The sequence below is a fragment of the uncultured Veillonella sp. genome, from assembly GCF_905209685.1.
Lineage (GTDB): Bacteria > Bacillota > Negativicutes > Veillonellales > Veillonellaceae > Veillonella.
Genome location: NZ_CAJLUB010000037.1, coordinates 1 through 13,815, shown reverse-complemented (window position 1 = coordinate 13,815; position 13,815 = coordinate 1). Strand labels below are relative to the sequence as shown.

General features: G+C 40.4%; 12 protein-coding genes. 10 read left to right on the top strand and 2 right to left on the bottom strand.

Translation table 11 applies throughout. The features are described 5' to 3' along the window. The coding region (locus QZ055_RS04395; protein ID WP_295824916.1) for an FprA family A-type flavoprotein at nt 1–469 on the bottom strand (469 nt) is incomplete at its 3' end. A gap of 162 nt (nt 470–631) precedes the next feature. Next, entirely contained in the window at nt 632–4,372 is a 3,741-nt protein-coding gene (locus tag QZ055_RS04390) for a phosphoribosylformylglycinamidine synthase (protein WP_295824915.1), read from the bottom strand. A gap of 268 nt (nt 4,373–4,640) precedes the next feature. On the opposite strand from QZ055_RS04390, the gene QZ055_RS04385 reads away from it, so the two are divergent. The 10 genes from QZ055_RS04385 to purH all read left to right on the top strand — a co-directional run bounded on the left by QZ055_RS04385 (nt 4,641) and on the right by purH (nt 13,696). Beyond that, nucleotides 4,641–5,546 carry a LysR family transcriptional regulator gene (locus QZ055_RS04385; RefSeq protein WP_005387848.1) on the top strand — a complete coding sequence of 302 codons (906 nt, stop codon included), beginning with the start codon at nt 4,641–4,643 and terminating at the stop codon, nt 5,544–5,546. A gap of 246 nt (nt 5,547–5,792) precedes the next feature. Next, nucleotides 5,793–6,368, top strand: a complete 576-nt coding sequence (locus tag QZ055_RS04380; protein WP_005387850.1) for a xanthine phosphoribosyltransferase — start codon at nt 5,793–5,795, stop codon at nt 6,366–6,368. A 26-nt stretch (nt 6,369–6,394) separates the two neighbouring features. Then, a complete protein-coding gene (locus QZ055_RS04375) occupies nt 6,395–6,844 on the top strand; it encodes a hypothetical protein (RefSeq protein ID WP_005387851.1) in 450 nt (149 codons plus the stop codon). A gap of 8 nt (nt 6,845–6,852) precedes the next feature. Continuing rightward, nucleotides 6,853–7,293: a hypothetical protein gene (locus QZ055_RS04370; RefSeq protein WP_295824913.1), complete on the top strand. Its 441-nt coding sequence runs from the start codon at nt 6,853–6,855 to the stop codon at nt 7,291–7,293. A gap of 436 nt (nt 7,294–7,729) precedes the next feature. Beyond that, nucleotides 7,730–8,221 carry a 5-(carboxyamino)imidazole ribonucleotide mutase gene (gene purE, locus QZ055_RS04365; protein ID WP_119208635.1) on the top strand — a complete coding sequence of 164 codons (492 nt, stop codon included), beginning with the start codon at nt 7,730–7,732 and terminating at the stop codon, nt 8,219–8,221. Between the two features lie 106 nt (nt 8,222–8,327). Next, on the top strand, nt 8,328–9,056 hold the full coding sequence (gene purC / locus QZ055_RS04360) for a phosphoribosylaminoimidazolesuccinocarboxamide synthase (protein WP_119206619.1): 729 nt from the start codon (nt 8,328–8,330) through the stop codon (nt 9,054–9,056). Nucleotides 9,057–9,065: 9 nt separating this feature from the next. Continuing rightward, nucleotides 9,066–10,484, top strand: coding sequence for an amidophosphoribosyltransferase (gene purF / locus QZ055_RS04355; RefSeq protein ID WP_295824911.1), 1,419 nt, complete (start codon nt 9,066–9,068; stop codon nt 10,482–10,484). Further along, the gene (gene purM / locus QZ055_RS04350) at nt 10,471–11,532 is read left to right on the top strand and encodes a phosphoribosylformylglycinamidine cyclo-ligase (RefSeq protein ID WP_295824909.1); all 1,062 of its coding nucleotides are present in this window, start codon (nt 10,471–10,473) and stop codon (nt 11,530–11,532) included. Before purF ends, purM begins: the two co-directional genes overlap by 14 nt. Next, nucleotides 11,525–12,142 (top strand): phosphoribosylglycinamide formyltransferase, encoded by a 618-nt coding sequence (gene purN, locus QZ055_RS04345; protein WP_295824907.1) that lies wholly within the window; start codon nt 11,525–11,527, stop codon nt 12,140–12,142. The genes purM and purN overlap by 8 nt, the downstream gene beginning before the upstream one ends. 24 nt (nt 12,143–12,166) lie before the next feature. Beyond that, nucleotides 12,167–13,696, top strand: coding sequence for a bifunctional phosphoribosylaminoimidazolecarboxamide formyltransferase/IMP cyclohydrolase (gene purH / locus QZ055_RS04340; RefSeq protein ID WP_295824905.1), 1,530 nt, complete (start codon nt 12,167–12,169; stop codon nt 13,694–13,696). Nucleotides 13,697–13,815: the final 119 nt, after the last annotated feature.

The following is a 13,815-nucleotide window of genomic DNA, read 5'->3' as shown; positions in this document are numbered from 1 at the left end:
CATATGTACAAGTTACTTCTGGCCAGTGAACCATAGGCATAGTGTAGGAAACAAGCGTATGTTTACCAAGGCAAATTTCGTCGCCTTCTTTTACAGTGTAATATTGGTCTGGTTTTGGAGAATTGTAGAATTGCTCGAACATGCGGAATGTTGTAGCATTACCAACCATTTTACAGTTTGGATAACGTTCCAATGTTTCCAACAATGTTTGGCAATGATCTGGTTCCATATGGTTAACGATGATGTAATCAAGGTTGCGACCATTCAATAGGTAAGTCAAGTTATCAAAGTATTCTTCGCGAATTTCAGCATCAACAGAGTCTACAACACAAGTTTTTTCATCATCGATGAAATAGCTGTTATAGCTAACACCATTTGGAATAGGGAATAAGTTTTCAAAACGTTCTGTAGTCCAGTCATTACTACCAATCCAGTAGATATTATGGGTCATTTTCTGAGCACAATGCATAATAAAATCCTTTCTTAACTCACATTTGTTATGTATCGGTTTACACGAATTCTCATGTTCGTAAATATATCATCAATTTATAATACTAATATTTTCGAAAAAAATCAATATGGAAAAGCCTACTCCTAGGAGTAGGCTTTCACATGAAAGTATAGCAACTTATTATTTAAAGTATTTTACACCAGATGTAAAGATTGGCATTTCTAATTGACCAGGAATATTTTTACTAATACCAGCACCGCAGCGTTCGGAATGAGCCATCTTACCGAATACGCGCCCATCTGGACTATAAATGCCTTCGATAGCAGCTACAGATTGGTTTGGATTGAAGCGGCTATCCATGGAAGCAATACCATCAAAGTCTACATATTGTGTAGCAATTTGACCAGTTTTATTGAATTCCAATACTTGTTGAGGGGAAGCGATGAAGCGACCTTCGCCGTGAGAAATTGGCACAGTGTAGATTTCACCTGCTTTAGCATCACTCATCCAAGGAGATTTAGTAGAAATAACTTTAGTGTTAACCATACGAGACAAGTGACGACCGATTGTGTTGTATGTCAATGTAGGATGATCGGCGGTTAACGTTTCGATATGACCACCTGGCAACAAGCCTAATTTGATAAGGGCTTGGAAACCATTACAAATACCGAGTACAAGGCCATCTTGTTTGTACAAGAGGTTTTCTAAACCTTCTGCAAGGTATGGATTGCGGAAGAGGGTAGCCATGAATTTGCCAGAACCATCTGGTTCATCACCAGCACTGAAGCCACCAGGGAACATAAGAATTTGGGATTCAGCTAATTTTGTTTTAATTACATCGATAGATTCTTTTAATTGTTCTGGTGTTTGATTGCGAATGATTACGATATCTGTTTCTGCCCCAGCACGTTCAAAGGCACGAGCAGAGTCAAATTCGCAGTTTGTACCAGGGAATACAGGGATGAGCACTTTAGGTTTAGCCCCTAAGGATGCGCTGCGAGGTTTAGCATGTTGATCGTGGATGTATGCTACCGCTTCACCAACACCATTTGGCGCACGCATAGGGAAGATATCATTTAATGGAGCTTCATAAGCTGCTTGAATTTCCTTAAGGGATACAGATTGATCGGCCCATTCAATAACAGGATTTGCTTGTGTTACACCTATTACTTTAAGACCTGGTAATTCTAAGAGATAGTTAACCGCTTTAATATCTACCTCTACGATAAATGCACCAAGAGCTGGTTGGAAGATAGCACGTTCCGCATATTTATCGAATTTAACACCAATGTTGTTGCCGAGCGCCATTTTGGTAACTGCTTCAGGAATGCCACCTTGGTCAACGACATAAGCAGAGTAAACGCGACCTTTTTCAATTTGTTCTTGTAAAACTTCACAGTTTTCCTTGAAACGATCCCAATCTGGAGTGTCATCGTATGTACGAGGTACATCGAAGAATACTAGGCGATGATCTACACCTTTAAGGTCTTGGCTTACGATGTTATCTACATGGGCTGTACCAACTGCAAAGGATACGAGGGTAGGAGGAACTGTAAGATCCATAAAGGTACCGCTCATAGAATCTTTACCGCCAATAGCGCCAATTTCAAGTTCTTTTTGAGCTTTATAGGCACCGAGAAGGGCTGCTACAGGTTTGCCCCAAGATTCTTTAGAATTGAGGCGTTCAAAGTATTCTTGCAATGTTAAGTATGCATCTTCACGACGACCGCCAAGAGCTACTAATTTTGCGACAGATAAAAGTACTGCATATTGTGCGCCATGGTATGGACTCCAAGCAGATAATTCTGGTACGAAGCCATGTGTCATGATGCTTGCAGTTGTAGTTTCACCGTTTAATACAGGTAATTTTGCGACCATGCCTTGGGTAGGTGTTTTTTGGAACTTGCCACCGAATGGCATGAGAACTGTATTAGCACCAACAGTGCTATCGAAGCGCTCTGCTAAACCTTGTTGAGAAGCGGCATTTAAATCAGATACTGCGGTAAGCCACTTTTCTTTGAAGTTATCTGCGCTTGAAGAACCGCGTAAGAAGTAAGAGCGATCTGCTGGAGCTGTTACGATAGCCTCTTGTTGTTGGCTAGCACCATTTGTATTTAAGAAATCGCGGCTGATATCTACGATTGTTTCACCGTTCCAGTTCATGATAAGGCGATTTGTATCAGTTACATCAGCTACAACTGTACATTCTAAATTTTCTTCGTCGCAGTAGGCTTTGAACGCATCTACATCAGCTGCGGCGATGACGCAAGCCATACGTTCTTGAGATTCAGAAATGGCTAGCTCTGTACCGTCAAGGCCAGCGTATTTTTTAGGAACTAAATCAAGATTGATTGTTACACCATCTGTTAATTCACCGATAGCAACGGATACACCGCCTGCACCAAAGTCATTACAACGTTTAATAAGCGTTGTTACTTCACCGCGACGGAAGAGACGTTGAATTTTACGTTCTGTAAGGGCGTTGCCTTTTTGAACCTCTGCGCCACATGTGGAAAGGGACTCTACGGTATGTTCTTTAGAGGAACCAGTAGCGCCACCACAGCCATCGCGGCCAGTTTTACCGCCCAGCAATACTACTACATCGCCTGCGACTGGTACTTCACGACGTACTTGATTACGAGGTGCAGCGCCAATAACAGCACCGATTTCCATGCGTTTAGCTACATAGCCAGGATGGTAATATTCTTTTACTTCACCTGTAGCAAGACCGATTTGGTTGCCGTAAGAGGAGTAGCCACGAGCAGCTTCTTGGGTAATTTTCTTTTGTGGTAATTTGCCTTCTAATGTATCTTCAAGGCTAGTATGAGGGTCGCCAGCGCCTGTAACGCGCATAGCTTGGTATACATAAGCACGACCGCTCAATGGATCGCGGATACAGCCACCTAAGCACGTTGCAGCCCCACCAAATGGTTCAATTTCAGTAGGGTGGTTATGAGTTTCGTTTTTGAATAATAACAACCATTCTTCGGTTTTGCCGTTTACATCAACAGGAACGATGATTGTACATGCATTGATTTCATCGGATTCATCAAGATTTGTTAAACCGCCTGCATGACGCAACTCCTTGACTGCCAATGTTGCCATGTCCATGAGGGAGCGAGCCTTTTTCTTTGTTGTATATAGCTCAGCGCAGCCTTCCATGTATTCTTCAAGGGCTTCTTTTACAGCACCTGTGAAACGACTATCCTCAATGGTAATATCCGTTAACTCCGTCATAAATGTAGTGTGACGGCAGTGGTCGGACCAATAGGTGTCGAAGAGGCGAATTTCTGTAATGGTAGGATTGCGGTGTTCTACCTCTGCATATTGTTGCTTGATTAATTTGAGGTCTGCTAATGTCATAGCAAGACCATAGCTATTGATGAGGGCTTCTAAATCAGCATCGCTCATGTCTGTAAAACCGTTGATTGTTGCCACTGGTTTAGGATCTTCTAATTCAAGGGCCAATGTTGTTGGCAATTCAAGACTGGCTTCGCGGGAATCTACTGGGTTAATATAGTATGCTTTGATAGCCTCTTCTTGTTCTTTTGTGAAAGTACCTTCAATAGCATATACACGAGCACATCGAACGATGTGGCCAGATGTAAGGGTGAGCATGGAAATACATTGCTCAGCACTGTCGGCGCGTTGATCGTATTGACCTGGCACATATTCAACAGCGAAAACGAAACCTTGTACAGCTGGGATTTCTTCTAATACTGTATCTACAGGAGGCTCGGAGAAGATAAGGTTTTTTGCAGCCTCTAAATCTTTTGCATCTACATGTTCGATATCATAACGCTCGTAGATGGTTACCCCTGTAGCAGGCATAGATAATTCCTGTTGTAAGGTTTGTAACATGCGTTGTGCTTCTTGGTTGAAAGATTCTCGTTTTGTTACGAATAATCGTTGTATAGCCATTGTAGCCTCCTGTAATGTATATAATTCCCTGTGGGATATTGACAAATTAAGTATAGTCGGTCTAGACTTATAAGTAAAGATAATCTTACTTATGAAAAGATTAGAAATACTAATAAATATGAAAGGTTCATGAAGGTCATAAGACCTAACTTTCATGAAGATTTCTACATATTCATTATATATTGAGAGTCTATGCTTATAATATAGTAAATGATATGTATATTTAAAAGTAAGACACTACTATTAGTATATAACAGAGGTGAATAAAATGGCAGTATCTGCAGATTTATATAGAACCTTTTTAGGGGTAGGCTTATATTTATCCTTTTCCCGTGCAGCCAAAGAGTTAGGCGTTTCTCAATCCGCCATCAGCCAAAGCATTAAGCAATTAGAAGGTGAACTTAATATGCCTCTTTTTGTGCGCACTACAAAATCTGTAGGGTTCACGCCAGAAGGCAAAGAATTATTTGATACAGTAGCTAAGGCATTTTCCATTCTTGATAATGGTGTTACCCAATTGCAAGAACGTGTTAGCCAAGCTTATGAAAGCTTAAATCTGGCTGCTACAGATACATTATGTCGCCATTTCTTATTGCCTTACTTCCATAAATGGCAATTGCAAGAAAGTGAAATTGGACTACACATCATTAACCGACCATCACCTGATTGCGTAGAGTTAGTACTCAACAAAGAAGCGCAGTTAGCCGTCGTTAACGATTATGAAGGCTTGCGCGATAATCCTCAACTAGAGGTAACTACATTGGCTACAATTCAAGATGTATTTGTTGGTGGTCCTGACTATAAAGGGGCAGGCTTCTTTGATCAAGGCCGTCTTCTTAATGAGCCTATTTTGCTCTTGCATAAAGGCTCTGCGAGCCGTACATTCTTCGATGAAGTAACTCATGGTGCATGCCGTAAACCTCGCTTTGAGTTAGGTAGTGTCGATGTGTTATTGGATCTTGTAGAAATTAATATGGGCATTTCCATGTTGCCTAATCATGTAGTGCAACAAAAGATGCAAGAAGGTACAGTGGTACGTATAGATACAGATATTCCGGTGCCAACACGCGATATTGTACTTGTCCGTTCTCGTTTGGTACCTCAATCTGAAGGGGCTGCACGCTTCACTTCATTGCTTGTTAATCGTGAAAGCACACGCGATAAGGTTTTATAATAATGAGACACACTTTATGAGAATTTTCAGAAAGTGTGTCTTTTTATATTTTAGAGTACTGTTATCTGTGCTATATTATATTGTTATAAACCTACTGAATTTTATAATTTAGTGTGGAAAGTTTTTAAGTCTTAAAGAACGCTGTTTTCTAGCTGTATTGTTAAGTCTTTTACTTGATATAGGTTGACCCTAAGGGGTTATTTACGTTAAAATTTAAAGATAGTTATGCTGCGGAGGTAAGAGCACATGGAATTATTAAAACAACGCATTCGTGAAGAGGGGATTGTCCTCAATAATCGCGTGCTAAAAGTCGATGGTTTCTTGAATCATCAAATCGATCCACAATTGTTTAAAGCAATCGGTAAAGAAATCGCCGATCGTTACCGTGATGCAGGTGTACAACGTATTGTTACTATTGAAGCATCTGGCATTGCATTGGCGTTGATGGCTGCTCTTGAACTTGATGTGCCATTAGTATTTGCGCGTAAGAAAAAATCTATTCTTATGGTAGATGATGTATATCATAGTGTTGTGTACTCTTATACAAAAGAGGAAAACTACGATATTACTATTTCTAAAAAATTCTTACCAGCTGGTGAAAAAGTGTTGATCATCGATGACTTCTTGGCATCTGGTGAGGCTGCTATGGGCCTTGCTAAATTGGTAGAAGACGCTGGTGATGAAGTGGTTGGTATGGCGATCGCTATCGAAAAATCCTTCCAACCTGGTCGTGAACGCCTTGAAAATGCAGGGTATCGTGTTGAGTCTTTAGTTCGTATTAAAGAATTTAAAGACAATGGTTGTGTATTTATCGAAGACTAATAGTCTGATTATTTGTAGAGGGAATTATGAATCAAAAAGCAGAAAAATTTGACTTACTCGTTGCTGACTTAAATAAAGGCGGTAACTCTTGGTTTACAAAGGAAGAAATGACAGATGACCTTCATACAGTCGTTTACCACGGCCGTTTGGATGTTCATGAGCATAGCTTGCCTGTATTCATCGTTGTGGATGATTCTGCATTCTCCTATGCACGTATTGCTATCACAACAACATCTATTGATGAAAAAGTGATTCCTGCTGTGTTGAAAGAACTTAACACATTGAATCAAGATTATAAAGTATCTAAATACTATGTGAGCAATGAAGACAATAATATCTATATGGATGTGTCTGTTCCTGGTTTGACAGAGCAATTTGATCCTACAGTAGTAGTTAACTTATTGCTTGAAGTCGTTCAACCACATTTAGATGCTGTACATAAAGGCATTCTTAAAGTAGCTGGTTTAGCTAAATAGAGGTTGTTATGAATCCTAAAGCATTATTATTTGATAAGTTTTTAAAAGACGAAGAAATCACATCCTTTGAACGTAAGGATTTTGAGGATGAAGACGGTACTGTTGTATACCGTTCTTACATTAAATCCCCGTTGTGGGATATGCCGTTATTTGTTATTCTTGATAACAGTATTTACAGTGTTATTCGTTTGGTGTTGGGCCCTGAAAAGGTAACCGCACAAAATATGAATGCCTTGAATGCGTTAATCAACCGCGACAATGCGACATACAAAAACTATAAACTATATATTGATGAACAAGATTCCAGTCTATATTTAGACTGTGTATACATGTGTGGTGACGATGCGTTTGAACCAGCATTAATGTATGCATTGATGTCTTCTATCGTAGATTATGTCCCTGAAGCTGTAGGCGAGTTAAAAACCGCTTTTGAAAGTAGCACACACTAATTAATAACAAATACAGATTAAGGGTTGTAATGTTCGGAAATTAATTGAAAGAGGGTATCCTATCTCTTAAGGTGGGATACCCTCTTTTTATTTTTGGTAAAATATACATTAATACTTTAAAAGACCTAAGTTAAATAGAATATGTAGTCTTGTAAAAAAGAGTATATATTTCTAATCATATATTCTGAATAACGTCGATATAATTAAATTTAATTCTTTCAAAAAGTTCGGAATATAACGAATAATAAAAATAATTGATTAAAAAATATTCGAAAATAATGTTGATTTTGTAAATGTTAGGTGTTACAATTTGTGTACAAGAAGGAGGTAGCACCGTGAACTATGCAAATCAACAAACTCAACGCAAGTCTACGGAGGCTATTTGTGCGCATTTTTCCCAGTCTATTTCGGCTGGGCTTTTTTATTAGGAGGATCTATGAAGGTCGGTATTATTATGGGCAGCAAGTCTGACCTAGACACAATGAAAAAGGCATCTGCCGTACTTGATGAATTCAACATTCCTTATGAAATGGTAATCGCTTCGGCTCACCGTACACCTGAAGCTGTAAAGGACTTTGTAACAAGACTTGAAGATGAAGGGGCCATCGCTTTTATCGCTGGTGCTGGTGCAGCAGCTCATCTACCTGGCGTAGTCGCTAGCTTTACGACATTACCTGTTATCGGTATTCCTCTTAATGCAACGGCCTTAAAAGGTATCGATTCCTTGCTTGCTATTGTTCAAATGCCATCTGGTATGCCAGTAGCGACAATGGCTGTTGACGGAGCCAAAAATGCAGCACTATTTGCCGTACAGATTGGAGCAGCTTTCAACAAAGAATTGAAAGAACAATATGTACAGTATCGTAAAGATATGGCCGAAAAAGTCCTAGCAGATAATGCAGAGCTACAAGGCGCTATTAAACTATAATCATATAACTCGTTACAGATTACATTGCTCATAAAGTAAGCTTAATTCTTTTATTACATATCCATATATAGTTTGTATCATTCATTTATGATAAAGGAGACACATCATGGCTAACATCGACTTGGAAAAATTAACATTATTGTACGAAGGTAAAGCAAAACAAGTATACCAAACAGATAACAAAGATGAGTACATCGTTCATTACAAAGATGATGCTACTGCATTCAACGGTGAAAAACATGATACCATTCTTGGCAAAGGCGTATTGAACAATAAAATTTCCTCCTTCTTCTTTGAATTGTTGAAAAAAGAAGGTGTACCAACTCACTTTGTTCGTCGCGAAGATGATCGTAATCAAACAGTGCTTACTTTGGATATCGTTCCTTTAGAAGTTATTGTTCGTAACATTGCAGCTGGCTCCATGGCTAAACGTTTTGGCATTGAAGAAGGTACTCCTCTTAAACATCCAATCCTTGAATTCTGCTACAAAAATGATGAATTAGGCGATCCATTTGCCAATGAATCCCAAATCACAGCACTTGGTTGGGCTACGCAAGAACAACTTGATGTAATTTCTACAATCACTTTAAAAGTAAATGATATTTTGAAAAAATTCTTGGCTACAAAAAATGTAACCCTTGTAGACTTTAAATTAGAATTTGGTACACACAATGGTGAAGTATTATTAGGTGATGAAATTTCTCCTGATACATGCCGTTTCTGGGATGCTACAACAGGTGAAAAACTCGACAAAGACCGATTCCGTCGCGATCTTGGCAATATTGAAGAAGCATACAAGGAAATGTTATTCCGTCTTACTGGCGAACGCGCCTAAGGGGGCACAATGAACTACGATCCTGTTTTTGATAAATGGCATGAAGAGTGTGGTGTATTTGGTGTCTATGATAGAACCGTTGATGTAGCACGCTATGTATATTGGGGGCTCTTTGCACTCCAACACCGTGGCCAAGAAAGCGCGGGCATTGCCGTTACAGATGGTCATGATGTAGAACTAAAAAAAGGTATGGGCTTGTTGACTGAGGCCATTAAAGAACTACCATCCTTACCAAGCCATATGGGGACTGGTCATGTGCGGTACTCTACAACAGGTTCCAATAATCCGCGTAATATCCAACCATTGGTAATTCACTATCAAGGTGGTCAAATTGCGGTAGCTCATAATGGTAATTTAACGAATGCCTTATCCATTCGTAAACGTCTTGAAGCGGATGGTTCCATTTTCCAAACGACCATGGATTCCGAGGTTATCGTAAACCTCATTGCGCGTTCTAAAGCTGAGACACAAGAGGAACGCATTGCTGATGCGGCGCGTCAAATTGAAGGAGCTTTTTCTCTAGTTATTACCACAAATGACTCCTTAGTAGGTGTGCGTGATCCACAAGGTTTTAGACCGCTCTGCTTGGGTAAAACTGAAAATGGCTATGTTCTCTCTAGTGAAAGCTGTGCATTAGATGCCATAAAAGCAGAGTTTATTCGTCACATTGATCCAGGCGAAATGGTAATCATCGATGATTCAGGCGTGCGTAGCACTATTTATGCAGAACCAGAAAAAATTGATAAAAAGCTTTGTGTTTTTGAATACATCTATTTTGCGCGTGGCGATAGTCATATTGATGGTCAATCGGTTTATCAATCCCGCCTCAATATGGGACGTGAGTTATATAACGAAACGAAATATGATGCAGATATTGTCATGTCTATTCCTGACTCGGGTACTACAGCAGCACTAGGCTATGCTCGTGCATCGGGTATACCGTTTGCAGAAGGGTTAGTGAAAAATCGCTATAGCGGTCGTACCTTTATCAAACCAAATCAAGAGGAACGGGAATTAGCTGTGCGCATGAAACTAAACCCATTACCTCATGTGGTAAGCGGTAAACGGATTGTACTCATCGATGACTCTATTGTACGTGGTACTACGAGTGGTATTATCGTTAAGATGCTAAAGGAAGCGGGTGCCAAAGAGGTGTACATGTGCGTTAGCTCTCCATCCATTGAGTATTCTTGTCACTATGGCATTGATACATCGGTACGTAAAGAGCTCATTGCTGCCACACATACAGTAGATGAAATCAAAGACTATATTAATGCCGATAAATTACATTATTTATCTCGAGAAGGCTTATGTCGCGCTGTTTCTGATATAGCGCCTAATGACTTATGTTTTGCTTGCTTTAATGGTGATTACAGTGTAGAGGTTCCTGCGGAACAAGAGGAAGGGGTCAAATATGTGCTCGAATAAAACTAGTTTAACCTATCGCGATGCAGGCGTTGATATCGATGCTGGTAATCGCGCTGTAGAATTGATGAAAGAATCCGTGAAACGCACGTACACACCTGGTGTTGTTGGTGATTTAGGTGGTTTTGGGGGCCTCTATTCCTTAGCTGGTCACTCCATGTCTGATCCTATGCTAGTATCTGGTACAGATGGGGTAGGCACAAAATTACGCCTTGCTATCATGATGGATAAGCATGATACTATTGGCCAAGACTGCGTAGCTATGAGTGTTAACGATATTCTCGTACAAGGTGCTACGCCTCTATTCTTCCTCGACTACATTGCAGTAGGTAAACTTGATCCTGTAAAAGTAGCAGATATCGTGCGCGGTGTGGCAGAGGCTTGTGAAGAGTCTGGCTGTGCTTTACTGGGCGGTGAAACTGCTGAAATGGCGGGCTTTTACGATAACGATGATTACGATGTGGCTGGTTTTGCCGTTGGTATCGTTGATCGTCCTAAATTGATTACTGGTGAAAGTATCAAAGCGGGTGATGTCATTTTAGGTTTGCCATCGTCTGGTGTCCATTCAAATGGTTTTTCTTTGGTTCGTAAAATTGTATTCGATTATAAACAATTATCTATTGATACAGAAATTCCAGAATTTGGTAAAACCTTAGGTGAAGAATTATTGACGCCTACACGTCTATATCCAAAAGCGGTATTACCGTTGATTGAACAAGAGCTTGTAAAAGGCATGGTTCATATTACAGGCGGTGGTTTCTATGAAAATATTCCTCGCGTATTGCCAAAGGGTGTGACTGCAGAGGTAGACGTTACAACATGGCCACGACTTCCTGTCTTTACGAAACTACAAGAATGGGGCAATGTAGCATGGCCTGAAATGTACCGTACTTTCAACATGGGCATTGGTATGATCCTCATCGTTGATGAAAACGATGTAGAAAAGGTTAAAGAAAATCTTGGCAACCGTGGTGAAGCTGTATATGAAATTGGCCGTATCGTAAGTGGTGATGGTCCTGTTGTCCTTAAAGGGGCTGAGTTCGATGCGTAATTCTAAAAAACGATTAGCCCTCTTTGCCAGTGGTCGTGGTTCCAATGGGGAAGCACTGTATAAGGCTATGCAAGAAGGCTATATTAATGGTGAATTTGTGGTAATCATTACAGATCACGGCGATGCAGGAATTGTGGAACGCTCTAAACCTTGGAATATTCCACTTGTTGTTATCGAGCGTAGCGATTATGATTCAAAAGCTAGCTTTGAACAGGCTCAACTGGATGCTTTAGAGCCTTATAAGGTTGATGGCATCGTCTTGGCCGGCTATATGCGTATAGTTGGGACTAAGCTCATTGAACGGTATGAGCATAAGATTTTAAATATCCATCCTGCATTATTGCCATCCTTCCCAGGCCTTCATGGTCATCAACAAGCCATTGACGGAGGCGTAAAAATTACAGGGTGTACGGTGCACTTTGTCGATACGGGAATGGATACGGGGCCTATCATTATGCAGAATACGGTGCCTGTATTACCTGATGATACAGAGGATACTTTGAGTGATAGATTATTACCTATCGAGCATAAAACGTATAAAGAGGCGTTGCGACTATTTTGTGAGGATAAGCTCACTATAAAAGGTCGTGTTGTATATATTGAAGATTGATGTGTAAGCAAAGGAAGACGTTACATGATTAAAAATGCATTACTTAGTGTTTCTGATAAAACAGGTATTGTAGACTTTGCAAAGGGATTAGTTGAATTAGGTGTAACCATTTATTCCACAGGTGGTACCCTTAAGGCTATTACCGATGCGGGCATTACAGCAAAAGCCGTAGAATCTTTGACTGGTTTTCCTGAAATGATGGACGGCCGTGTAAAGACATTACATCCAAAGGTTCATGGTGGTATTTTGGCAATCCGCGATAATACGGAACATCAAAAAGTTATGGCTGATCACGGTATTGAACCAATTGACCTTGTGGTTGTCAATCTCTATCCATTCCGTGAAACCATTGCAAAACCAAATGTATCCTTAGAGGAAGCTATTGAAAATATCGATATCGGCGGTCCTACCATGGTGCGTTCTGCGGCGAAAAACCATGCGTACGTAGGTATTGTAGTAAACCCAAACCATTACGATGAAATCTTAACAATGCTTAAAGAACATGGTGAATTGACTAAAGATTATCGCTTTGGTCTAGCGAAAGAGGCCTTTGCTCATACTGCAGCTTATGATGTAGCTATTGCTAACTACATGAGTGGCATCTTAAACGAAGGTCCTACACCTCCAGAATATTTAAGTGCTTATGAAAAGGTAACTGATCTTCGGTATGGGGAAAATCCGCATCAAAAAGCGGCATTCTACAAAGAAATCGGTAAAGCCCATGGCATGGGGGCCTTGAAACAACTCCATGGCAAAGAGCTTTCTTATAACAATATCGTAGATATGGAAGCAGCTTGGAATATGGTGTGGGAGTTTGCAGATCCTGCAGCATGTATCATTAAGCATACAAACCCATGTGGTGCAGCTACAGCAGCTACATTGCATGATGCTTACGTAAATGCTTACGAAGCAGACTCCGTATCTGCCTTTGGTGGTATCGTGGCTTTAAACCGTGAAGTTGATGCTGCTACTGCCGGAGAAATGAGCAAAATTTTCTTAGAAGTCATTATGGCACCTGCTTTCACAAAAGAAGCATTACACATCCTTGAAGCAAAGAAGAATATTCGTCTCATCGAGTTATCTAAACCTGAGTCTGGACAAGTGACAGTGAAAAAAGTCTCTGGTGGTCTATTGGTGCAAACAGAGGATGATATCCAAGAAGACCGCGCTCACTATAAAGTGGTTACGAAGGTACAACCAACAGAGGAACAATGGAAAGCCCTTGAATTTGCTTGGAAGCTTGTAAAACATGTAAAATCCAACGCTATTTTGATTTCTAATGAAAAACGTACCCTCGGTGTTGGGGCGGGTCAAATGAACCGCGTTGGTTCTGCGAAAATTGCCCTTGAACAAGCTGGTGAAGCTGCTAAAGGCGCTGTATTAGCTTCTGATGCATTCTTCCCATTCGGCGATACTGTAGAGACAGCGGCAAGACATGGTATTGCAGCCATTATTCAACCAGGTGGATCCATTCGCGATGAAGAATCCATCAAAGCTGCTGACGAAGCAGGGATTGCTATGGTGTTTACAAGCATTCGCCACTTTAAACATTAATCGGTTGAGATATTTAGCTTATAGTTAAGCACAATTACTAACTATTTCTTCTACTATGAACTTGATGGCGTTTAGGCGCCGATGGAGGACTTATGAAAGTATGTGTAATCGGTAACGGC

Excerpts from the sequence above, each read along its gene's own strand:
- QZ055_RS04375 (WP_005387851.1), top strand. The coding sequence starts at position 6,395 with ATGAATCAAAAAGCAGAAAAATTTGACTTACTCGTTGCTGACTTAAAT.
- purF (WP_295824911.1), top strand. The coding sequence starts at position 9,066 with ATGAACTACGATCCTGTTTTTGATAAATGGCATGAAGAGTGTGGTGTA.
- QZ055_RS04380 (WP_005387850.1), top strand. The coding sequence starts at position 5,793 with ATGGAATTATTAAAACAACGCATTCGTGAAGAGGGGATTGTCCTCAAT.
- purN (WP_295824907.1), top strand. The coding sequence starts at position 11,525 with ATGCGTAATTCTAAAAAACGATTAGCCCTCTTTGCCAGTGGTCGTGGT.
- QZ055_RS04370 (WP_295824913.1), top strand. The coding sequence starts at position 6,853 with ATGAATCCTAAAGCATTATTATTTGATAAGTTTTTAAAAGACGAAGAA.
- purH (WP_295824905.1), top strand. The coding sequence starts at position 12,167 with ATGATTAAAAATGCATTACTTAGTGTTTCTGATAAAACAGGTATTGTA.
- QZ055_RS04385 (WP_005387848.1), top strand. The coding sequence starts at position 4,641 with ATGGCAGTATCTGCAGATTTATATAGAACCTTTTTAGGGGTAGGCTTA.
- purE (WP_119208635.1), top strand. The coding sequence starts at position 7,730 with ATGAAGGTCGGTATTATTATGGGCAGCAAGTCTGACCTAGACACAATG.
- QZ055_RS04390 (WP_295824915.1), bottom strand. The coding sequence starts at position 4,372 with ATGGCTATACAACGATTATTCGTAACAAAACGAGAATCTTTCAACCAA.
- purC (WP_119206619.1), top strand. The coding sequence starts at position 8,328 with ATGGCTAACATCGACTTGGAAAAATTAACATTATTGTACGAAGGTAAA.
- purM (WP_295824909.1), top strand. The coding sequence starts at position 10,471 with ATGTGCTCGAATAAAACTAGTTTAACCTATCGCGATGCAGGCGTTGAT.